The 20876-nt window shown below is 63.5% G+C and carries 18 protein-coding genes; 11 read left to right on the forward strand and 7 right to left on the reverse strand.

Annotation, left to right across the window (positions count from 1 at the left end):
- On the reverse strand, window positions 1-1032 hold the full coding sequence (locus TSA1_RS37255; protein ID WP_100180671.1) for a TRAP transporter substrate-binding protein: 1032 nt from the start codon (window positions 1030-1032) through the stop codon (window positions 1-3).
- 429 nt (window positions 1033-1461) lie between these two features.
- Here TSA1_RS37255 and TSA1_RS37260 point away from each other — a divergent pair, with 429 nt between their 5' ends.
- A complete protein-coding gene (locus TSA1_RS37260; RefSeq protein ID WP_100180672.1) occupies window positions 1462-2937 on the forward strand; it encodes a caspase family protein in 1476 nt (491 codons plus the stop codon).
- Window positions 2938-2987: 50 nt separating this feature from the next.
- Here TSA1_RS37260 and TSA1_RS37265 read toward each other — a convergent pair whose 3' ends face one another.
- Together TSA1_RS37265 and TSA1_RS37270 are read right to left on the reverse strand one after the other, a co-directional pair.
- Window positions 2988-3344: a hypothetical protein gene (locus TSA1_RS37265; protein WP_100180673.1), complete on the reverse strand. Its 357-nt coding sequence runs from the start codon at window positions 3342-3344 to the stop codon at window positions 2988-2990.
- A gap of 51 nt (window positions 3345-3395) precedes the next feature.
- Window positions 3396-4820: an FAD-binding oxidoreductase gene (locus tag TSA1_RS37270; RefSeq protein ID WP_100180674.1), complete on the reverse strand. Its 1425-nt coding sequence runs from the start codon at window positions 4818-4820 to the stop codon at window positions 3396-3398.
- Between the two features lie 85 nt (window positions 4821-4905).
- Between TSA1_RS37270 and TSA1_RS37275 the strand changes: the two genes are divergently transcribed.
- Window positions 4906-5412 carry a thioesterase family protein gene (locus tag TSA1_RS37275; RefSeq protein WP_100180675.1) on the forward strand — a complete coding sequence of 169 codons (507 nt, stop codon included), beginning with the start codon at window positions 4906-4908 and terminating at the stop codon, window positions 5410-5412.
- 3 nt (window positions 5413-5415) lie between these two features.
- Here TSA1_RS37275 and TSA1_RS37280 read toward each other — a convergent pair whose 3' ends face one another.
- Complete coding sequence (locus TSA1_RS37280) at window positions 5416-5589, reverse strand: DUF1328 domain-containing protein (protein WP_018319670.1); 174 nt, start codon at window positions 5587-5589, stop codon at window positions 5416-5418.
- 238 nt (window positions 5590-5827) lie between these two features.
- On the opposite strand from TSA1_RS37280, the gene TSA1_RS37285 reads away from it, so the two are divergent.
- From TSA1_RS37285 to TSA1_RS37300, 4 genes are all read left to right on the forward strand, one after another.
- Window positions 5828-8407: an ATP-dependent helicase gene (locus TSA1_RS37285; protein WP_100180676.1), complete on the forward strand. Its 2580-nt coding sequence runs from the start codon at window positions 5828-5830 to the stop codon at window positions 8405-8407.
- Window positions 8302-9717 (forward strand): DNA methyltransferase, encoded by a 1416-nt coding sequence (locus tag TSA1_RS37290; RefSeq protein WP_100181557.1) that lies wholly within the window; start codon window positions 8302-8304, stop codon window positions 9715-9717. Before TSA1_RS37285 ends, TSA1_RS37290 begins: the two co-directional genes overlap by 106 nt.
- A complete protein-coding gene (locus tag TSA1_RS37295) occupies window positions 9717-10745 on the forward strand; it encodes a DUF262 domain-containing protein (RefSeq protein WP_100180677.1) in 1029 nt (342 codons plus the stop codon). Before TSA1_RS37290 ends, TSA1_RS37295 begins: the two co-directional genes overlap by 1 nt.
- Before the next feature lie 64 nt (window positions 10746-10809).
- Window positions 10810-11895, forward strand: a complete 1086-nt coding sequence (locus tag TSA1_RS37300; RefSeq protein ID WP_100174552.1) for an IS5 family transposase — start codon at window positions 10810-10812, stop codon at window positions 11893-11895.
- Window positions 11896-11999: 104 nt separating this feature from the next.
- Here TSA1_RS37300 and TSA1_RS37305 read toward each other — a convergent pair whose 3' ends face one another.
- Entirely contained in the window at window positions 12000-12716 is a 717-nt protein-coding gene (locus TSA1_RS37305) for a GntR family transcriptional regulator (protein WP_100180678.1), read from the reverse strand.
- 93 nt (window positions 12717-12809) lie between these two features.
- On the opposite strand from TSA1_RS37305, the gene TSA1_RS37310 reads away from it, so the two are divergent.
- The 5 genes from TSA1_RS37310 to TSA1_RS37330 all read left to right on the forward strand — a co-directional run bounded on the left by TSA1_RS37310 (window position 12810) and on the right by TSA1_RS37330 (window position 18052).
- Window positions 12810-13829, forward strand: coding sequence for an ABC transporter substrate-binding protein (locus tag TSA1_RS37310; RefSeq protein ID WP_100180679.1), 1020 nt, complete (start codon window positions 12810-12812; stop codon window positions 13827-13829).
- Window positions 13829-14590, forward strand: coding sequence for an ABC transporter ATP-binding protein (locus TSA1_RS37315; RefSeq protein ID WP_100180680.1), 762 nt, complete (start codon window positions 13829-13831; stop codon window positions 14588-14590). Before TSA1_RS37310 ends, TSA1_RS37315 begins: the two co-directional genes overlap by 1 nt.
- Before the next feature lie 10 nt (window positions 14591-14600).
- The gene (locus TSA1_RS37320) at window positions 14601-15461 is read left to right on the forward strand and encodes an ABC transporter permease (RefSeq protein WP_100180681.1); all 861 of its coding nucleotides are present in this window, start codon (window positions 14601-14603) and stop codon (window positions 15459-15461) included.
- Window positions 15443-17194, forward strand: coding sequence for an L-arabinonate dehydratase (gene araD, locus TSA1_RS37325; protein ID WP_430649789.1), 1752 nt, complete (start codon window positions 15443-15445; stop codon window positions 17192-17194). The genes TSA1_RS37320 and araD overlap by 19 nt, the downstream gene beginning before the upstream one ends.
- 138 nt (window positions 17195-17332) lie before the next feature.
- The gene (locus tag TSA1_RS37330) at window positions 17333-18052 is read left to right on the forward strand and encodes a ribonuclease activity regulator RraA (protein WP_100180682.1); all 720 of its coding nucleotides are present in this window, start codon (window positions 17333-17335) and stop codon (window positions 18050-18052) included.
- 12 nt (window positions 18053-18064) lie between these two features.
- On the opposite strand, the gene TSA1_RS37335 is transcribed toward TSA1_RS37330, so the two are convergent.
- A complete protein-coding gene (locus tag TSA1_RS37335) occupies window positions 18065-18625 on the reverse strand; it encodes a flavin reductase family protein (protein ID WP_100180683.1) in 561 nt (186 codons plus the stop codon).
- 22 nt (window positions 18626-18647) lie between these two features.
- Window positions 18648-20753 carry a S9 family peptidase gene (locus TSA1_RS37340; RefSeq protein WP_100181559.1) on the reverse strand — a complete coding sequence of 702 codons (2106 nt, stop codon included), beginning with the start codon at window positions 20751-20753 and terminating at the stop codon, window positions 18648-18650.
- Window positions 20754-20876: the final 123 nt, after the last annotated feature.

Here is a 20876-nt window from a genome sequence, read left to right on the forward strand (position 1 = left end):
TCAGGCTTGCGTCGCGCGGATGATGTCGATGACGGCCTTGGACTCCGGCCGCGCCTTGATGAAGTTCTCGATCTGCGGCGCCACGCGCTTCTTGAAGGCCTCGCGGTCGCATTCGGCGACCGTCACGCCCTTTTCGGTCAGAGCGGCCAGCGCTTCCTTCTCGACCGCAAGGCCGTGGGCGCGGGTGTCGACCGCAGCCTTCTTCGCGGCATCGAGGAAGCCCTCGCGCAGCTTCGGGTCCATGCGGTTGTAGGTCATGTCGCTGAAGTAGATCGCGAGCGGCGAGAAATTGTGCTGCGTCAGCGCGTAGAATTTCGCGGTTTCGAAGAACTTGCTGGCGAGGATGGTCGGCGGATCGTGCTCGAGGCCGTCGAGCACGCCGGCCTGCAAGGCCGTGTAGATCTCGCCGAACGCCAGCGGGGTCGCGGCGGCGCCCATCAGCCGCAGGCATTCGGTGATGACGGGATTGGGCAGCGTCCTGATCTTGAGGCCGGCGAGATCCTCCGGGGTCTTCACCGGCTTCTTCGCCAGCACGCTGCGCGAGCCGAAATTATAGGCCCAGGCGATGATGCGGATGTTGCCGCCCTTGAGCAGCGCGTCCTCGATCGGCTTGGCCGCGCCGGCATCGAACGCCTTGGTCTGTTGCGGGAAGCTCGAGAACAGAAAGCCGAGATCGTAGGTGCCGACCAGCGGCACCAGATTGGCCGAGATCGACGAGCCCGACACCATGAGATCGATGACACCGAGCTTCACGGAATTGATGACGTCGATCTCCTGACCGAGCTGATTGTCCGGGAAGAAGGCGACCTCGACCTGCTCGCCGAGCCCGTTGCCCTTCAGGTTCTTGACGAGGTTGTCGTAGTAGACACGGCCGTTGGCGAACTTGGGATCGTTCGGCAGCGAGGAGGAGCATTTCAGCTTCAGCGTCGCGGCTTCGGCGCGGCCGACGATGGCGGGAGAGAGCACGAGACCGGCGGTGACCGCCGCCGATGACTTGATGAACGCGCGACGGCTCGCAGGCACAATGGTCATGGTGCGGCTTCTCCCACTTTATTTTTGTACGGCGCGGTCGTTGCCGCAGCCTGTTGCCTGAACTGTATGGCCAAAGCGACGGCACAGGCAAGCGCGGCAGCCCGGCAGCCACCGAACCGCACAGCGCGCGCAGCGTTGGCCCGCAAGCACGGCTGATGACGAGGATTCCCTTGGGATTTGCGATGATGATCGACCTGCGGCGACATCCGTCGCAACGAGCGCAGTCGCGCAAAAGGCCACATCAATCCAATTGTCGCATGGATCAATGCGCAATTCACATGGATGAGCACAGAACGACAGGATCCGGCTCCGACAGACAACCTGCCCCATTTTGCCGCAGCCGAACCGTGATTTAGGGCACAGACAGACTCATGGCGACCCTCTAGAAAAAGTGGCATCATCGCACGCATTGCCTATGGAGGTGACACCATGCGCCGTCCAGTTTTTTCCAGTTTATTTCTAGCCTCCGGCATTCTGGCCCTCACCCAGTTGACGACCCCTACCGACGCCGCCGCCGAGGCGCGGCTCGCGCTGGTGATCGGCCAGTCCGCCTATCGCACGGTGCCCGAGCTGCCCAACGCCGCCAACGACGCCAAGGGCATGACGGAGCTGCTTGGCAATGCCGGCTTCAACGTCACCACGGCGGCCAATCTTGCGCAGAGCGAGATGCGCACGGCGATCTCCGATTTCGCCGGCAAGGTCAGCGCCAGTGGCGCCGACACCGTCGCGCTGGTGTTCTATGCCGGCCATGGGCTGCAGATCGACGGCGAGAACTATCTCGTTCCGGTCGATCTCGATCCCAAGCGCGAAGCCGACATTCCGCTCCAGGGCGTGCGCCTGAACGACCTGCTCAACACGCTCGGCGCGTTGCCGACGCGGGCACGCATCTTCATGCTCGACGCCTGCCGCAACAACCCGTTCCCCGCACTGAGCGGCGCCGGCCACGGCCTTGCGATCGTCGACACCAAGGCCGGCGCGCCCGGCTCCTTCATTTCCTATTCGACCTCGCCCGGCGCCGAAGCCGAGGACGGCTCCGGCATCGACAGCCCCTACACCACAGCGGCGCTGACCATCGCCAAGCAGCCCAATCTGCCGATCGAGGAGGTGTTCAAGCGCATCCGCGTCGCCGTCGCGCAATCGACTGACGGCCGGCAGATCCCCTGGGAAAGTTCCTCGCTCACCACCGACTTCAAGTTCTTCGGCGAGAGCAGCGGCAGCACGCCCGCTCTTCCCGGCGCATCCGCGATGGCGCTCGCCGGCGGCACGCGCAGCGTCGAGGACTGGCGCAAGACCTTGCAGGGCAAGCCTGCGATGGTGGCTTATGAGCTCGTGATCACCGACGACACCGTCGAGGCGTATCAGGCCTATATCGAGCTGTACGCGCAGGACACCCGCACGCCGCGCGTGCGCACCGTGCTGGAACGGCGGCGCCAGATGCTGGCCTGGGAGCGTGCCACCGCCATCAACACCCGCGCCTCGTTCGAGGCCTATCTCGCCAACTGGGACAACAGCGACCTCGCTGCGACCGCGCGCCGGCTGCTCTTGCGCGTGCAGAACCGCAATTATGGCGTGCCTGTCGCCGCCGTGGCGACCCCGGTCGCCGTCGCGATGGCCCCGACCTGCCCGTGCTCGACGCCAGCGGCACCGGCAACGCCGATCAATCCCAGCGTCGCGCCCGTGATCAAGAAACGCGTCGACGACACGCCGCCCAAGCGCAAGGTGGTCGAGACGCCGCCGAAGCGCCGGCCGCCGCCGGACGAAGTGATCTACGAGCGCGCGCCGCCCCCCGGCCCGCCGCCCGGCGCCGTCATGCAAGGCGTCGGCATTGGTATCGGCATCGGCATCGGAATGGGCGGCCGCGGCGGCGGCGATCATTATCGCGGCGACTACAACCGCAGGTACTGAGCCGGCCCAGCATCGACATCGCACCGGCTCGCACGCACCGCGAGCCGGATCTACTCCGACACCGCCGGATGATCCCGCTGGACGGCCTCCCGGACCCAGCCGGCCTGGATCGCGCGAAACAGGATCTGCGCCGTCTTGAGATCATTGGCCTTCATGCAGAGATCGACGATCCGGCGCACCGCATCGTCGCGCATCAGCTCGTCGGAGATCTTCATCGCGATTTCCATCGCGACGCGGGCCGCACGGTCATAGCGCTCGCGCTCGCCAGTCCGCGCGGAAGCTGCCGCGCCGACGGAAGCGGCATCGCAGATCGCACGAATGCGCGCGGCGGCTTCGATGTCGCCGAGCGGAGCGTCGATCGCTTCGTCCCAGATGTCCTGTCGCGTCTTTTGCGCGAACCAGCGCATTGCCCGCTCCGTAGCTGACGGAGCGAGCATAGACGGCGCTCGGCCTGCGCGCTACGCCTCCGGCACGATCTTGCCGGGGTTGAAGATGTTGAGCGGATCGAGCGCCTTCTTCAGGGCCCGCATCGCATCGAGCGCTTCGGGGCCGAGTTCCGCCTTGAGATATTTCTGCTTGCCCTGACCGATGCCGTGCTCGCCGGTGCAGGTGCCGTCCATCGACTGCGCGCGCTCGACGAGGCGGTGCATGAACTCCTCGCCGCGCGCCATCTCGGCGGCGTCGTTGGTGTCACAGACCAGCGAGCAGTGGAAATTGCCGTCGCCGACATGGCCGACGATCGGCGACAGCAGATTGAGGCGCTTGAGATCCTCCTCGGTCTCGCTGACGCAATCGGCGAGCCGCGAGATCGGCACGCAGACGTCGGTCGCAACCACGCCGATGCTGTCGCCGGGGCGCAGCGCCTTCACGGACCAATAGGCGTCGTGCCGCGCCTGCCACAGCTTGGTGCGGTCCTCCGGCTTGGTGGTCCAGGAGAAATCGCCGCCGCCGCAGTCCCTGGCGATCTCGCCGAAGGCCTTGGACTGCTCGCCGACCTCGATCTCGCTGCCGTGGAATTCCATCAGGAGCAGCGGTGTCTCCGGCAGCGTCAGTTTCGAATAGGCGTTGCAGGCCTTCACCTGCGCGGCATTGAGCAGCTCGATGCGCGCCACGGGAATGCCGGTCTGGATCGCCAGGATCACGGCCTGACAGGCCCCGTGCACGGTCTCGAACGACACCGCGCCGGCCGCGATCGTCTCGGGGATGCCGCGCAGGCGGATGGTCAATTCCGAGATGATGCCGAGCGTGCCTTCGGCGCCGACGAACAGATGCGTCAAATCGTAGCCCGCGGACGACTTCTTGGCGCGCGTGCCCGTGGTGATGATCTCGCCATCGCCGCGCACCACCTTCAGTGCCAGCACGCTGTCGCGCATGGTGCCGTAACGCACCGCATTGGTGCCGGAGGCGCGGGTCGAGGCCATGCCGCCGAGCGAGGCATCGGCGCCGGGATCGATCGGGAAGAACAGGCCCTGGTCGCGCAGATGCTCGTTCAGCGCCTTGCGGGTGACGCCGGGCTGGATCACGCAGTCGAGGTCCTCGGCATGCACCGCGAGCACCTTGTTCATGTCGCGCAGATCGATCGAGATGCCGCCGGCGGGCGCGTTGACCTGCCCCTCGAGCGAGGTGCCGGTGCCGAAGGCGATGACGGGGACGCGGTTCTTGGCGCAGATCCGCACCACGTCCTGGATGTCGGCGGTCTCCTGCGCCATCACCACGCCATCAGGCGGCTGGTTGGGGATCCAGGTGGTGGTATGGCCGTGCTGCTCACGCACGGCCTGCGAGGTGATGAGACGGTTGCCGAAGCGTGCGGCAAGCTGCTCCAGCGCGCTCGCGAGGGCTTTCGGCTCCGGCCGCGGCGGATTATTGGTGATGGTCGTACCCACGGAATTCCTCCCGACAGAAGAACCGTGGCAAAGGACATAAAGCCGGTCAAGTCAAGCGACCGGACGCATAGCTAGGGAATGAAGCATGCCGGAGAGTGCCGCCACCGCCCCGACGCCTGAGCCGTTCCGCGCCTCGATCATGCAGATCGAGCCGCAATGGATCGACTATAACGGCCACCTCAACATGGCCTATTACAACGTGATGTTCGACCGGGCGATCGACCAGCTCTGGAGCGAGCTCGGCATCGGACCGACTTACATGAAGGAACGAGGCGGCTCGACCTTCACCGCCGAATGCCATGTGCGGTATTTGCGCGAAATCCACCTCGGCGATCCCGTGCAGATCCTGGTCTGGCTGCTGGAGGCCGACGACAAGCGGCTGCATACGTTCGAGGAGATGCGGCACGCGGAGGAAGGTTGGCTGTCGGCGACGTCGGAGAACATGTCGCTGCACATGGACATGAAGGCCCGCCGCGTCGCGCCGTTTCCGCCCGATATTCGGGAGCGTATCGCTGCGGTCACCAAGGCCCACAGCGCCGTGGCGCGCCCCGAGGGCATCGGCCGGAACGTGGCGATGCCCTCGAAGCGGTAACCGCTAGACCCTGTTGCGGCCGCGGGCCAGGCCGACCACGGCCGAGACCAGGAACAGGACCACGGCGATGAAGAAGATGATCTTGGCGATCTCAATCGAGGCGCCGGCGATGCCGCCGAAGCCCAGGATGCCGGCGATCAGTGCGATAACCAGAAACGTCACAACCCAGCCTAGCATGGTCAAACCCTCGTCCTGATGTCTGTTTGCATCTGGCGCGGCTCCCCGCGCCACCTGCCCAGACAATCTCGACGTGGGAACGATGGTTCCCGCACGCATGGCGGCGAAATTCGCGCTGGCCTCAGGAACAAATTCGGGCCGCCGCGCACGTGGAAAACCCGTTCTCGTCGCCCCATATAGGCACCAATCCCTGTTAGAAGGCTCCCTTCCACCTCCCTGCGGTGCCATCGTGGGGCAAATGATTCGCATGACCGAGCCGAGCAAGATCACAGCCGTACCCGACCACCAGCCCGCAGCCGGCGGCATCGCCGCGCGTGCGCGCGCCTCAGTGGGCCCGAAATATCTGTCCGGGCTCAATCCGGAGCAGCGCGAGGCGGTGGAGACGCTGGATGGCCCGGTCCTGGTGCTGGCCGGCGCCGGCACCGGCAAGACCCGCGTGCTGACGACGCGCATCGCCCATATCCTGAGCCAGGGCCGCGCCCGCCCCGCCGAGATCCTGTCGGTGACCTTCACCAACAAGGCTGCCCGCGAGATGAAGCACCGGCTCGGCCAGATGCTCGGCCACGCCGTCGAGGGCATGCCCTGGCTCGGCACCTTCCACTCCATCGGCGGCCGCATCCTGCGTTTCCATGCCGAGCTGGCGCAGCTCAAATCGAACTTCACCGTGCTCGACGTCGACGACCAGGTGCGGCTGCTAAAGCAGCTGCTGCAGGCCGAGAACATCGACGACAAGCGCTGGCCGGCGCGCATGCTGGCCGGCCTGATCGACGGCTGGAAGAACCGCGGCCTGATGCCCTCGCAGGTCCCGTCGGGCGAAGCCGCGATGTTCGCTAACGGCAAGGGCGGCAAGCTCTATGCGAGCTATCAGGAGCGGCTGAAGATTTTGAACGCCGCCGATTTCGGCGATCTGCTGCTGGAGAACATCCGCATCTTCCGCGAGCACCCGGATATTTTGCGGCAGTACCAGCAGCGCTTCAAATACATCCTGGTCGACGAATATCAGGACACCAACGTCGCGCAATATCTGTGGCTGCGGCTGCTGTCGCAGGCGCCTTCTTTCACCTCTCCCCGCGTGCGGGGAGAGGTCGCATCGCGAAGCGATGCGGGTGAGGGGGACTCTCCAGAGACCGCGCTCGTGGAGACAGCCCCTCACCCCGACCCTCTCCCCGTGAAGGACGGGGAGAGGGAGAGGACCAAGAACATCTGCTGCGTCGGCGACGACGATCAGTCGATCTATGGCTGGCGCGGCGCCGAGGTCGACAACATCCTGCGCTTCGAGCACGATTTCCCGGGCGCCAAGGTCATCCGCCTGGAGCGCAACTACCGCTCGACCGGCCACATCCTCGCCGCCGCGTCGCATCTGATCGCGCACAACGAAGGCCGGCTTGGCAAGACGCTGCGCACCGAGGACCAGGACGGCGAGAAGGTCACGGTCACGGGCTCGTGGGATTCCGAGGAGGAAGCCCGCGGTATCGGCGAGGAGATCGAGCAGATCCAGCGCAAGGGCGAGAAGCTCAACGAGATCGCCATTCTCGTGCGCGCCTCCTACCAGATGCGCGAGTTCGAAGATCGTTTCGTCACGCTCGGCCTGCCCTATCGCGTCATCGGCGGCCCGCGCTTCTACGAGCGCGCCGAAATCCGCGACGCGCTGGCATACCTGCGCGTCATCAACTCGCCGGCCGACGATCTCGCTTTCGAGCGCATCGTCAACACGCCCAAGCGCGGCCTCGGCGATGCCACCGTGCAGATGCTGCACGACCATGCCCGCAAGCGCCGCATTCCGCTGTTCGAGGCGGCGCGGGCGGTGGTCGAGACCGACGAGCTGAAGCCGAAGGCGCGCGGCAGCTTGCGCGACCTCGTCGCGCAGTTCGACCGCTGGCGCGCCCAGCGCGAAGTCACCGCACATACCGATCTCGCCCAGATCGTGCTCGACGAGAGCGGCTATACCGAGATGTGGCAGAAGGACCGTTCGGCGGATGCCGCCGGCCGGCTCGAGAACCTGAAAGAGCTGGTGCGCTCGATGGAAGAGTTCGAGAACCTGCAAGGGTTCCTGGAGCACATCTCGCTCGTGATGGACCGCGAGGGCGGCGCGGAAGAGGACGCGGTGTCGCTGATGACGCTGCATTCGGCCAAGGGTCTCGAATTCGACAACGTATTCCTGCCGGGCTGGGAGGAAGGCCTGTTCCCGAGCCAGCGCACGCTGGACGAACAGGGCCGCGCCGGCCTCGAAGAGGAGCGCCGGCTCGGCCATGTCGGCCTGACCCGCGCGCGCCGCCGCGCCATGATCTATTTCGCGACCAACCGGCGCATCCATGGCACCTGGTCGACCACGATCCCGTCGCGCTTCCTCGACGAATTGCCGGCGGCCAATGTCGAGATCACGGAATCCAAGGGCGGCTCGGCCTGGGGCGGCACCGGCGGCTACGGCGCCTCGCGCTTCGACGACATGGAGGCGTTCGGCTCCACCTATTCGACGCCGGGCTGGCAACGTGCTCAGGCCAACCGCAACCGCGGCAGCGGCCGCAATGGCGGCGGCCGAAGCGGCGGCTTCGAGGAAGAGGCCGCAACGTTCTCCTCCTCGTCGTCCGGACCGGATTTCGGCAGCTTCTCCTCGCGCCGCCGCGGGCCGCTGACCATCGAGGGCGAGCTGGTCGCCAAGTCCACCGGCACGACTTCCGAATTCTCACTGTCCGACCGCGTCTTCCACCAGAAATTCGGCTACGGACGCGTCACCAAGATCGACGGCAACAAGCTCACCATCGCCTTCGACAAGGCCGGCGAGAAGAAGGTCGTGGACAGTTTTGTGGTGCGGGCGTGAAACCGACCAATTTTGCTCGCCTTTCCATCCAGTCGCCCAAGAGGACGAAGGCATCACAGGTTGGCTGGCACGGATTTTTCCCGTACTACGCTGGCTATCCAGAGTCTTTCGCCAGCGAACTTATATCGAGCGCTTGTCTTGCTGAGGGTTCGGTCGTCTACGACCCCTGGAACGGAAGCGGCACCACAACGTTTGCTGCAACAAGTAATTCATCGCACGCAGTTGGTGTCGATCTAAACCCCGCGATGGTAGTGGTCGCAAAAGCTCGCCTTCTTCCAACTTCAGAGGCGGACAGCATCGAGCCACTAGGGCGCAAGATCGTGGAGCTTGCCCGCAAGCACGACTTCAACTTGAGTGAGGAAGATCCACTCTGCGCTTGGTTTGGCAACGGGAACGCTCGCACTATCCGGTCGATCGAGGAAAGCATCCGAGCCCACTTAGTCGGATCTCACACTTATTCTGACGGTCAAGTGAACCTAGAAAACCTGTCGAGCATAGCAGCAGCGAATTTCGTGGCCTTATTCTCCGTCTGTAGAAAGTTCGCCGCAAAATTTCAGAGCACAAATCCAACGTGGATACGCTATCCTAGGGAAGATGAAAATCGACCTCGCGTAAACAACGACTCAATTTTTGAGGAATTTCTGACTAACATTCGCGGTATGGCCCAAACTCTAGCTGCTCGAAGCCAAATCAACGGCCATGAGACGGCTCGACCAGAAATCAAACTTGGAGATTCGACCAGCGTCGCGCTCCCGGCCGGCTCCGTCGACATGATTTTGACCTCGCCGCCTTATTGCACTCGCATCGATTATACGGCCGCCACCAGGCTCGAACTGGCGGTGCTCCACCCCCTGACTAAGATCGATATCCCTAACTTATCTCGGCAAATGATTGGCAGTGTTCGCGTGCCAACAGAGAAGATCGAGATATGCAGTGACTGGGGGGAGACTTGTTCAAAATTCTTGCGAGATGTTCAGAGCCATCCCTCTAAGGCGTCGAGTGGCTACTACTATCGCACGCACTTGGACTACTTCTGTAAAATGAGCAATTCCATTCAGAACCTATCTAGGTCCCTAAAGACGAGTGGCTTGGCAGTTCTGGTCGTCCAAGATTCCTACTACAAAGATGTATACAACGATTTGCCAAAAATGATTTCTGAGATATGTTCGTTCCACAATCTTAAATTGAGACGCAGAGAAGACTTTAGGATTCAGCGCACCATGGCGGGGCTGCATCCTTACTCACGCGGATACAAGCGACCAATGAGCGCATTAGAAGCAGTGCTTTGCTTTGAGAAACTAGGTGGCTAATGACCCAAGCTAAGGGCGAGCAATTAATCGACGCGATTACTAAAGCGCTCCCACGAGCAAGCACGCAGGCGCTCGACATTTCATTCAATGAACTCCTCGACATGTACAAGAACAAGGAGTTGAACATCTCACCAGATTTCCAGCGTCTCTTTCGATGGAGCCCGGGCCAGCGGTCACGATTCATCGAAAGCTTGCTTCTGGAAATGCCTGTCCCTCCCATTTTCATGATAGAAGAAGAGAAGGGGCGCTACGTTCTCATAGACGGACTGCAAAGAATTTCGTCGTACCTCCACTTTCGTGGAGAACTTGAGGCCGAGCACCTCGACCCTCCAGTGAAGCTTGGCGAAAAGCTCGAATTGGTCGACTGCGACATCGTCCGAGAACTGAACGGGCTTACGTACGACTCGCTTGATGTTGGATTGCAAATTCGAGCAAAGCGCGCCTTCATTCGCGTTGAGGTCGTGAGGGAGGGAGCTGATCCGCACTTCAAGTATCACATGTTCAAGCGCCTAAACACCGGCGGCGAGTTGCTTTCAGAACAACAGGTGCGCAACAGCACTATCAGAATGTTGGGATCCACCTTTCCCGAATTTCTGAAATCCATGAGCAAGATTGAGGATTTCCGAGATTGCACTGAATATCTTACGCAAGAGCGGCTCAACTCCGGCTTTGATCAGGAGCTTATACTTCGCTTCTTTGCGCTTAAGAACCGTCGAGACCAATTCAAGCATGAAGTCTCCGATTTCTTAACGGAATATATGGAAGACGTCACTGATGACAATCGACCCGAGACGTTCAATTACGCGGAAGAAGAGGTAGTTTTCCGAAAGACTTTCGCTGTCTTAAAGCGGGCGCTTGGCGCATACGCATTTGCTTTTGCCAAGAAGGATCGCTCCGGTCTCTCCGGAGGATTTAGCACCTACCATTTCGAAGCGATCACTGTCGGCTTACAAGAGATCATCGACAAGCTCGATCCAGAGGATGCAAACGCGATCGAAAAGCTCAAGACTTGCCTAGCAGTCTGCTGAAAAACTATCGTTTTTGTCGGAGTTTCGTGATTCACTGATTTGCATTGGATCTCGGAGGCTGGGGATGCGTGGCAAGTTCGAGGATCAGGGTGGACTGTTCTCGTATGTTTTGCCTGAGGCGCTGGTTCCGAAGGACCACCCGTTGCGCAAGATACGAGATCTTGTACGTGCCGTTCTGAGCGATCTGAACCGGACATTGAGCGGGCTGTATTCGAAGGAAGGTCGTCCTTCGATCCCGCCCGAGCAGTTGTTGAGTGCTCTGCTGCTGCAGGCCTTTTATGGCATCCGCTCGGAACGACAGCTGATGGAACAGCTGGACTATAATTTGCTGTATCGTTGGTTCGTGGGGCTTTCGCCGGATGATCCGGTCTGGGACCCGACAACGTTTACGAAGAACCGTGCCCGGTTGGAGAACGGCGAGGTGTTCGCCAAGTTCATGGCGAAGCTTCTGAACCATCCGGATGTGAAGCCCCTGTTGTCGAGCGAGCACTTCTCGGTGGATGGCACGCTGATCGAGGCCTGGGCTTCACAGAAGAGCTTTCGCCCCAAGGACGGCAGCGGCGACGATGATGACGGCGCCAACTTCCATGGCCAGAAGCGCAAGAACGACACCCATGCGAGCACCAGCGACCCTGACAGCCGGCTCTATCGCAAGGCGGCCGGGCGAGAGGCCAGGCTTTGCTATATGGGCCACGCCACCATGGAGAACCGGCACGGGCTGGCGGTAGCCGGCAAGGTCACGCATGCCAATGGTACCGCCGAACGCCGGGCTTCAGAGGCGATGCTGAAGGCGAGACGCAAAGCCGCAGGCCGCCGCATCACCGCCGGTGAGGACAAGGCGTACGATACGGCCGAGCATGTCGACAATCTTCGTGCCATCGGCGTGACGCCGCATGTGACCCAGAACCAGGCCGTCACCAAAACCGGCAAGACCCGCAACAGCGCCATCGACGAGCGCACAACGCGGCACCCGGGCTACAGCATGTCCCAGTCACGGCGGGCGATGGTCGAGTGCATCTTCGGATGGGGCAAGCAGCATGGCACCATGCGCAAGACCAAACATCGGGGCATCGCTCGCGTCGCCGCCGACTTCCTGCTCAATCTGATTGCCTACAACCTCGTCCGGATACCCAAGCTCGTCGCAGGTTGAGGTCGCCGATCGGAGAGGCAATCGCCGCTCCGACATCAAACTTCCGACCAAGGTCCAACCCAAACGCCAATCAGCAACGAATTTGCCGGTTTTTCAGCAGACTGCTAGTCAGTCAGATATTCCGGATAATGGCTTCGGATCTTGTCGAGCTCGCTCAGCGTGCCCGACAGATGCTTGCGCAGATGCTGTTGCGCGGCGTCGGAATCGCCGGCCTCGATCGCGCGGGTGATCAGCTTGTGATGACGCAGGATGTTCTGCGCCTTGCCGGGTGAGGGCAGATGCAGCCGGCGCAGCCGGTCGATATGTCCGCTGCGGCTGCGCACCAGCGTCCACAGCTCCTGCTTGCCGGCCGCGGCATAGAGCTGGGCGTGAAAATCGTTGTCGGCGGCGATGAAGCTTTCGAAATCTCCGCCCCTGGCGAACTGCTGCTGAAGCGCGATGATGTGGTCGAGACGGAGGACCAGGGCCTGGTCGTGTTGCTCGGCGAGCAGCCGGACGATCTCGAGCTCGAGCGCCTGGCGCAGGAAATGCGCCTGCTCGGCGCGGCCGACGTCGACCCGGCTGACCACCGTCGCGTGCTGCGGAAACACGTCGACCAGCCCCTCTTCCTCCAGCCGCATCAGGGCATCGCGGATCGGCGTCGAGCTGACGCCGAACTGCGTGGCAAGCTCGGTGCGGGACAGCGGCGCGCCCGGGGGCAGCTCGAGCGCGAGAATGGCGTTGCGTAGCCGCTCGAACACCTGCGGCGCGGCCTGCCGGGCCCGGTCGAGCGGCGGCCCCCGGCGGGCGGTCGCGCGGGGCGCGGAATGGGCGGTTTCCATGCGGGAGCTCCGGCCGGCTTGCCTTTGATGCACTAATGCATTAGTGCATCACTGGGATCGCTCGTCAATGGCGGCCGGAGGAAACGAACAATTATGATCAAGCCATTTCAGCGTGGCGCTGCCGCCATCGCCCTGATCGTCGCAACCGTGCTGGCGGCCTCGCCGGCGCGTGCGCAGCAGAAGTCCGAGATCGCGCTGTCGCGCCAGCCCGGCATTTTCTACATGCCGAGCCACATCATGGAGAAACTGAAGCTGATCGAGAAGCACGCAGCTTCCCTCGGCGTCTCCGGTGTCACCACCAAATGGATCACCTTCTCCGGCGGCGGCGCGCAGACCGACGCGCTGCTCGCGGGCGGCGTCGACATTCTCAACACCGGCACCGGCAATTTGCTGCTGCTGTGGGACCGCACCCGCGGCGGCGTGAAGGGCATCGTCGCGACCTCGGCGCAGCCGATGACGCTGATCAGCCGCGATGCCAACATCAAGTCGATCAAGGATTTCGGGCCCGCGGACAAGATCGCGGTGCCGACGGTGAAGGTCTCGACCCAGGCGATCGTGCTGCAGATCGCGGCCGCCGAGGCTTTCGGCGCCGATCAATGGTCGAAGCTGGACGCCAACACCGTGCAGCTCGGTCATCCCGACGCCTATGCGGCGCTGTCCAATCCCAAGCACGAGGTGCACAACCACTTCTCGATCCCGCCCTTCACCTTCCTCGAGCTGAAGAACGTGCCGGGCGCGCACATCGTGCTGTCGTCGCCTGACGTGATGGGCGGGCCGTTGAGCCAGGCCCAGTTCTTCACCACGACCAAGTTCGCGGACGCCAATCCCAAGATCATCCAGGCGGTGCGCGACGCCACCAAGGAAGCGCAGGACCTGATCCGCAGCGACACCCGGCAGGCGGTCGAGATCTACAAGGAGATCACCGGCGACAAGACCTCGGTGGAGGATCTGCTCGCTCTCCTCAAGGAGCCCGGCATGATGGAGTGGAATCTCGAGCCGCAGGGCACGATGAAATTCGCCGCGCATCTGTTCAAGACCGGCACATTGAAGAACCAGCCCAAGGCCTGGACGGACTATTATCTCCCCGTCGCGCACGATCTGAAGGGCAACTGATGGCGCTGCTCGACGTCAATGGGGTGACGCTGCGCTACAAGACCTCCAGCGCCGTCGTCACCGCCACGGAGAGGGTGAGTTTTACGGTCGACAAGTCCGACCGCTTCGTGCTGCTCGGCCCCTCCGGCTGCGGCAAGTCGACTTTGCTCAAGGCCGTGGGCGGCTATATGAGCCCGAGCGAAGGCCGCATGACGATCGGTGATCGCGAGATCCGCGGCCCCGGCGCCGACCGCATGATGATCTTCCAGGAGTTCGACCAGCTGCTGCCCTGGAAGAGCGTGCTCGCCAACGTGATGTTTCCGCTGCTGACTGCGCGAAAACTATCGCGCAGGGACGCCGAGGGACGCGCGCGCGCCTATATCGAGAAGGTCGGCCTCACCCGCGTGGTCGATGCCTATCCGCACACGCTCTCCGGCGGCATGAAGCAGCGCGTCGCGATCGCGCGCGGCATGGCGATGGAGCCGGACATCCTCTTGATGGACGAGCCGTTCGCCGCGCTGGACGCGCTGACGCGCCGGACCTGCCAGGACGAATTGCTCCAGCTCTGGAGCGAGACCAAGTTCACCGTGCTGTTCGTGACCCATTCGATTGCCGAGGCGATCCGCATCGGCAACCGCATCCTGCTGCTGTCGCCGCATCCCGGTCGGGTCAAGGCCGAGGTCATCGACGTCGACAAGGTCGGAAGCGAAGACGGCAGCGCCGGCCGGCTGGAGAAGGAGATCCACGATCTCCTGTTCGCCGCCGAAGCCACCGCGCATTGAGGAGCCTCTGATGGGCGAAGCCAGGATATTGCTGCGGACCGAGCCGGCCGCCGCCATCGGTGCAGGCGAGGTCGAGCGCAAGCTCAGCGTGCCTGAAATGCTCTGGAACGACGGCTTCGTCCGCAAGTCGGTCATCATCCTGTTCCTGGCAGCGGTCTGGGAAGCCTATGGCGTCACCCTCGACAATCCGCTGTTGTTTCCGACCTTGCACGATACGGCGATCACGCTGTTCGACCGCGTCAAGGACGGCACCATTCCAATGCGGGCCTGGGCCTCGCTGAAAGTGTTGTTCATGGGCTATTCGGCCGGTATCGTGCTCGCTGCGATCTTCACCATTCTCGCCATCTCCACCCGGATCGGCACCGATTTCCTGGAGACCGTGACGGCGATGTTCAATCCGCTGCCAGCGATCGCGTTGCTGCCGCTGGCGCTGATCTGGTTCGGCCTCGGCAACGGCAGCCTCGTTTTCGTGCTGATTCACTCCGTGCTGTGGCCGGTCGCGCTCAACACCCATTCCGGCTTCAAGAGCGTGTCGAACACGCTGCGCATGGTCGGCCGCAATTACGGTCTGAGCGGCTTGCCTTACGTCGCCAAAATCCTCATCCCGGCCGCCTTCGGCTCGATCCTCACCGGTCTCAAGATCGGCTGGGCCTTTGCCTGGCGCACGCTGATCGCGGCCGAGCTGGTGTTCGGCGTGTCCTCGGGGCAGGGCGGGCTCGGCTGGTTCATCTTCGAGAACCGCAACCTCCTCGACATACCTGCGGTCTTCGCAGGCCTCTTGACGGTGATTATCATCGGGCTCTTTGTCGAGAACCTGATCTTCCGCGCCATCGAGCGGAATACCGTCCAAAAATGGGGCACTCAATCGTGACCAGGAAGAAAACACCCGACCAGCTCCGCAGCGCGCGCTGGTTCGCGCCCGACGATCTCCGCTCGTTCGGCCACCGCTCCCGCGCCATGCAGATGGGCTACGCGCCGGAGGAGTGGAAGGACCGCCCGATCATCGCGATCCTCAATACCTGGTCGGACGCGCAGCCCTGCCACATGCACTTCAAGTCGCGCGTCGACGACGTCAAGCGCGGCATCCTGATGGCCGGCGGGCTGCCGCTGGAGCTGCCGGCGCTGTCGCTGTCGGAATCGCTGCTCAAGCCGACCACCATGCTCTATCGCAATCTGCTGGCGATGGACGCCGAGGAATTGCTGCGCAGCCATCCCGTCGACGGGGTGGTGCTGATGGGCGGCTGCGACAAGACCACGCCGGCGCTGCTGCTGGGTGCGACCTCGATGAACATTCCGGCGATCTATCTGCCGGCGGGCCCGATGCTGCGCGGCAACTGGAAGGGCAGGACGCTCGGCTCCGGCTCCGACGGCTGGAAATACTGGGACGAGCGGCGTGCCGGAAAAATCTCCGACAAGGACTGGCTCGACATCGAAGCCGGCATCGCCCGCAGCTACGGCACCTGCATGACCATGGGCACGGCCTCGACCATGACGGCGATCGCGGAAGCCATCGGCATGACGCTGCCCGGCGCCTCCTCGATTCCCGCCGCCGACGCCAACCACATCCGCATGTCCAGTGAATGCGGCCGCCGCATCGTCGAGATGGTGTGGGAGGATCTGACGCCGAAGGCGATCCAGACCCGGAAAGCCTTCGAGAACGCGATCGCGGTCGCCATGGCGATGGGTTGCTCGACCAATGCGATCATCCACCTGATCGCGCAGGCCCGCCGCGCCGGCCAGGACATCGGCCTCGACGATTTCGAGATCGCGAGCCGCAAGGTGCCCGTGATCGCCAACGTCCGTCCGAGCGGCGATGCCTATCTGATGGAGGACTTCTTCTACGCCGGCGGCCTGCCGGCGCTGATGGGCCAGATCAAGCCGCATCTGCATCTCGATTGCGTCACCGTCACCGGCAAGACGCTGGGCGAGAACATCGAGGGCGCCGAGGTCTACAATGCCGACGTGATCCGCGGCATGGACGATCCCATCTACAAGGAGGGCGCGCTCGCCGTGCTCAAGGGCAATCTCGCGCCCGACGGCTGCGTCATAAAGCCCTCGGCCTGTGCGCCGCGCTTCCTCAAGCACACCGGACCTGCGCTGGTGTTCGACGATTATCCCGCGATGAAGAAGGCGGTCGACGATCCCAATCTCGACGTCACCGAGGACCACATCCTCATCCTGCGCAATGCGGGGCCGCAGGGCGGCCCGGGCATGCCGGAATGGGGCATGCTGCCGATCCCGACCAAGCTCGTGAAGCAGGGCGTGCGCGACATGGTGCGCATCTCGGACGCGCGCATGAGCGGCACCAGCTACGGCGCCTGCATCCTGCACGTTTCGCCGGAATCCTACATCGGCGGCCCGCTGGCGCTGGTGCAGAACGGCGACCGCATCACGCTCGACGTCGCCGCCCGCACCATCAATCTCGACGTCCCCGAATCCGAGCTCGCAAAGCGCCGCGCCGCCTGGAAGCAGCCGGAGCGCCGCTTCGAGCGCGGCTATGGCTGGATGTTCACGAAACACATCAAGCAGGCCAATGACGGCTGCGATTTCGACTTCCTCGAGACCGATTTCGGCGCGCCGATCGGCGAGCCGTCGATTTACTGACCGTCGTTCCGGGGTGCGCGAAGCGCGAACCCGGAACCCATTTCACCGCGGTGTATGCGGCCGATGGATTCTCTGGTGCGCAATTGCGCACCATAGCTCGCCGCTGCGCGGCGCCCCGGAATGACAAGAGGATAGACCATGCCCAAACTCAGCGACGCCACCCGCAACAAGCTCAAATCCGTCTCCACCGCCACGGTCGCCACCGCGCTGTTCAAGCGCGGCCTGCGCATCCAGATGATCCAGGACGTGCATCCCGTCGGTCCTGACCAGCCGACCATGGTCGGCGAGGCCTTCACGCTGCGCTACATGCCGGCGCGCGAGGACCTCAACACCATCGACGTGTTCAAGGATCGCTCGCATCCGCAGCGCAAGGCGGTGGAGGATTGCCCGGTGGGTGCCGTGCTGGTGATGGACAGCCGCAAGGACGCGCGCGCGGCCTCGGCCGGCGCGATCCTGGTGACGCGGCTGATGAAGCGCGGCGTTGCCGGCGTCGTCACCGACGGCGGCTTTCGCGATTCCGCCGAGATCGCCAGGCTCGGCATCCCCGCCTACCATCATCGCCCGAGCGCACCGACCAACCTCACGCTGCACCAGGCGATCGAGATCAACGTCCCCATCGGCTGCGGCGATGCGCCGGTGTTTCCCGGCGACGTCATCCTGGGTGATGCCGATGGCGTCATCGTGATCCCCGCCCATCTCGCCGACGAGATCGCGAGCGAAACCTTCGAGATGACTGCCTTCGAGGACTTCGTCACCGAGGAAGTCGGCAAGGGCCGCGGCATCTTCGGCCTCTATCCCGCCACCGATCCGCAGACGCTGACCGATTTCGCGGAATGGCGGAAGAAGAACGGCCGGTAAGACGCGCCGAGATCACAGCATTTCGGGCCGGAACAGCTTCCGGTACTTGCGCGTCTCTGCGCCGGAGATCATGAACTCGCCGTCGCCGCGATAGTGAATGGTCTTCGGAAATTTGGGCGTCGTTGCCACGTGCGCCTTGACCACTTCGAAGACGAACATGTTGTACTTGTTCAGCTGACTGGCATCGACGAGCTGACATTCGAAATTGGCGTAGCACTCGTCGATCAGTGGCGCGCGCACATGCGTGCCAGGCTTGCGAGTCAGGCCGAATTCGCCGAACTTGTCGATGTCGCGTCCGGAGCTGTTGCCAATCTTCACGACCGTCGTCGCGAGGTCGACGGTCGGGATGTTGATCACGCATTGACGGCTGCCGCGGATCAGGTCGAAACTGTGGTTCGCGCTCGAGATGATGCAGGCCACCAGCGCCGGCGAGAACTCCATCATCATGTGCCAGCCCATCGCCATGATGTTGGTCTCGTCCTTGTGGGCCGAACTCACAAGGACGACGGGGCCAGGCTCGAGCAAGCGGCGGACGTTCGAAGTCGGAAAATCCCGCTTGATGTAACGTCGCATGCTCGCTCCATCTTGGCTGGGGTTAAACCCCGGCCTCCGCCATCCCCGCCGCCCACAGCGCGAACGCGTAGACGATCGCGACTTCGTCGAGCCGATCAAATCGCCCCGACGCGCCGCCATGGCCGGCGCCCATGTTGGTACGCAGGAGAACCGGGCCGCCGCCGGTCATGGTGGCGCGCAGGCGCGCGATCCATTTGGCGGGCTCCCAGTAAGTGACGCGCGGATCGGTCAGGCCGCCCATGGCGAGGATCGCCGGATACTCCTTCGCCGCGACATTGTCGTAGGGCGAGTAGGACAGGATGGTGCGAAAATCCTTCTCGCTTTCGATCGGGTTGCCCCATTCCGGCCATTCCGGCGGCGTCAGCGGCAGGGTGTCGTCGAGCATGGTGTTGAGCACGTCGACGAACGGCACCTCGGCAACGATGCCTGCGAACAATTCGCCGGCGCGGTTGGCAACCGCGCCCATCAGCATGCCGCCGGCCGAGCCGCCATGGCCGACGATGCGCTTGGCGCTGGTGTATTTCGCCGCGATCAGCGCGCGGGCGCTGGCCGCAAAGTCGTCGAACGAGTTGGTCTTCTTCTCGCGCTTGCCGTCGAGATACCAGCCCCAGCCCTTGTCGGCGCCGCCACGGATATGGGCGATGGCGTAGACGAAGCCGCGATCGACCAGCGACAGGCGGTTGGCGTTGAACGAGGCCGGCATCGCCATGCCGTAGGAGCCATAGCCGTAGAGCAGCAGCGGCGCGGTGCCGTCGAGCGTCAGGCCACGGCGGTAGAGGATCGAGACCGGCACCTCGGCGCCGTCCTGCGCCTTCGCCATGATGCGCGTGGTGACGTAGTCGGCTGCGTTGTGGCCCGACGGAATTTCCTGGCGCTTGCGCAGGGTGCGCGTGCGCTTGACCATATCGTAATCGTAGACTTCCGACGGCGTCGTCATCGACGAATAGGCAAAGCGCAGCGTCGTCGTCTCGAACTCGTAGGAGCCCATCGTATCCAGCGAATAGGCGGCCTCGTCGAAGGCGATGGCGTGCTCCTCGTTCGAGACGAGATCGCGGATCACGATCGACGGCAGCGCATTGGCGCGCTCCAGCCGCACCAGGTGTCCCGCATAGAGATCGAGGTCGATGATGTAGATGCCGGGACGATACGGGATCAGGTCGCGCCAGTTCTTGCGCTCGGGCGAGGCCAGCGGCGCGGTGACGATCTTGAAGTCGATGGCATCATCGGCATTGGTGAGGATGAAGAGCTGATCGCCGCGGTCGGCCAGCGAATATTGCACGCCTTCCTCGCGCGCGGCGACCAGGCGTGGCGGCGCGTCCGGGTTGGCGAGATCGATCAGCCGCTGCTCGCTCGTCTCGTGATCGCCGCCCGCGATCACGCAGAAGCGGCCGCTGGTGCTCTCGTGCAGATGGGTGAACCAGCCGGAATCCTGCTCTTCATAGACCAGCGTGTCGTCGGCCTGGCTGGTGCCGAGCCTGTGCCGCCACACCTGCATCGGCCGGTGGTTGTCGTCGAGGCGCACATAGAAGAAGGACTTCGCATCCGCAGCCCAGACCACGCCGCCGTCGGTCTCCTCGACGAGATCGTCGAGATCCATCCCCGTCGCCCAGTCACGCACGCGGATCGAGAAATATTCGGAGCCCTTGGTGTCGGCACTCCAGGCGTGCAGCCTGTGATCGTTCGAATGCCGGCTGCCGCCGAACTTGAAATATTTGTGGTCCTTGGCGAGCGCGTCGCCGTCGAGCACGATCTCACCGTCGCCGCCACCGCGCGGCATGCGGCCGAACAGCTCGTGCTGGCCGCCCTCGCGGAATCTGCGGAAATAGGCGAAGGGCCCGTCGGGCGACGGCACGCTGGAATCGTCCTCCTTGATCCGTCCGCGCATCTCGCGCACCAGTGTCTTCTGCAAGGCCGCGGTATGGCCGAGCAGGCTCTCGGTGTAGACGTTCTCCTCATCCAGATATTTGCGGATGTCGGGGTCGAGCACACCGGGATCCCGCAGCACCTCCTGCCACTTCTCGTCCTTCAGCCAGGCATAATCGTCGGTCACGGTGATGCCGTGCCGCGTGAAGGAATGCGGCCGGCGCGGGGCGACGGGGGGCTGGGAAGGGTTTTTGGCTTGGGTCACTCGGTCCTCGTTCATGTCCGTGCGTCGCGGCTCTTCGCCTCTCCCCGCTTGCGGGGAGAGGCCGGATTGCATCGAAGATGCAATCCGGGTGAGGGGGACTCTCCGCGAATCCAACTATCGCCG

Origin of the sequence: Bradyrhizobium nitroreducens, assembly GCF_002776695.1 — a bacterium.
Classification (GTDB): Bacteria; Pseudomonadota; Alphaproteobacteria; order Rhizobiales; family Xanthobacteraceae; genus Bradyrhizobium; species Bradyrhizobium nitroreducens.